At 65.8% G+C, this 319-nt stretch carries 1 pseudogene; it reads left to right on the forward strand.

Annotation, left to right across the window (positions count from 1 at the left end):
• Positions 1–8: 8 nt before the first annotated feature.
• Positions 9–319: pseudogene (locus KVT32_RS29425) on the forward strand (hypothetical protein); the annotation flags it as partial.

Consider the following 319-nt stretch of genomic DNA (forward strand, 5'->3'; position numbering starts at 1 on the left):
AGGAAAAGATGAGAATCAATGTCAGTTCGAACTCCGCCGACGTCGGCGCTCGGATGAGCGAGCTGGGCCGCCAGGGCCCGTATGTCGCGGCCGAGGCGCTCACCCGTTCGATCAAGGATGCACAGTCGGCCTTCAAGGACGAGATGCGCGCCAGCCTGGATCGCCCGACGAACTACGCGCTCAACGGCACGTTCGTGAAGACGGCGACGAAGGCCAAGCTGGAGGCGCGCCTGTGGGACAAGGACAACCCGTTCGGCAAGGGCGTGCCGGCCGATCGCTTCCTGCTGCCGCACGTGTACGGCGGCGGGCGCGGTCACAA

The sequence above is a fragment of the Achromobacter sp. GbtcB20 genome (assembly GCF_019091095.1).
GTDB classification, from domain to species: domain Bacteria; phylum Pseudomonadota; class Gammaproteobacteria; order Burkholderiales; family Burkholderiaceae_B; genus Achromobacter; species Achromobacter mucicolens.